Genomic DNA, 300 nt, shown 5'->3' on the forward strand with positions numbered 1-300 from the left:
ACTTCTTCTATAGTAAATGACTACAATTATGAATCTTTTAAAATCTAGCCTAGCGCTTGCCATCAGTTTGGTTGCAACGTCTTCTATGGCCAATAGCTTGGATCAAGCTCAATCAATTCAAAACAAGACCAATAACGCGTCGGCTTCGAGCCAAAAGGTTATTGATAAAAGCTCACAAGCGACTTTAATGCTGCAAGCTGAGATTGAGCGTCTGCAAGAAGAAGTTAAAAACCTAGAAATCTATCACGATCACCTTGCTGCATTAGTTGAGAGCCAAAACAAAGAAGCTCAAAGCATTGA

Annotated in this window: 1 protein-coding gene; it reads left to right on the forward strand. The window is 39.3% G+C overall.

Going from position 1 to position 300, the window contains the following annotated elements:
* Nucleotides 1-28 precede the first annotated feature (28 nt).
* The coding region (locus BCT81_RS28810) for a DUF3450 family protein (protein WP_133152775.1) at nt 29-300 on the forward strand (272 nt) is incomplete at its 3' end.

The sequence above is a fragment of the Vibrio sp. 10N.261.52.A1 genome (assembly GCF_002876325.1).
Classification (GTDB): domain Bacteria; phylum Pseudomonadota; class Gammaproteobacteria; order Enterobacterales; family Vibrionaceae; genus Vibrio; species Vibrio chagasii.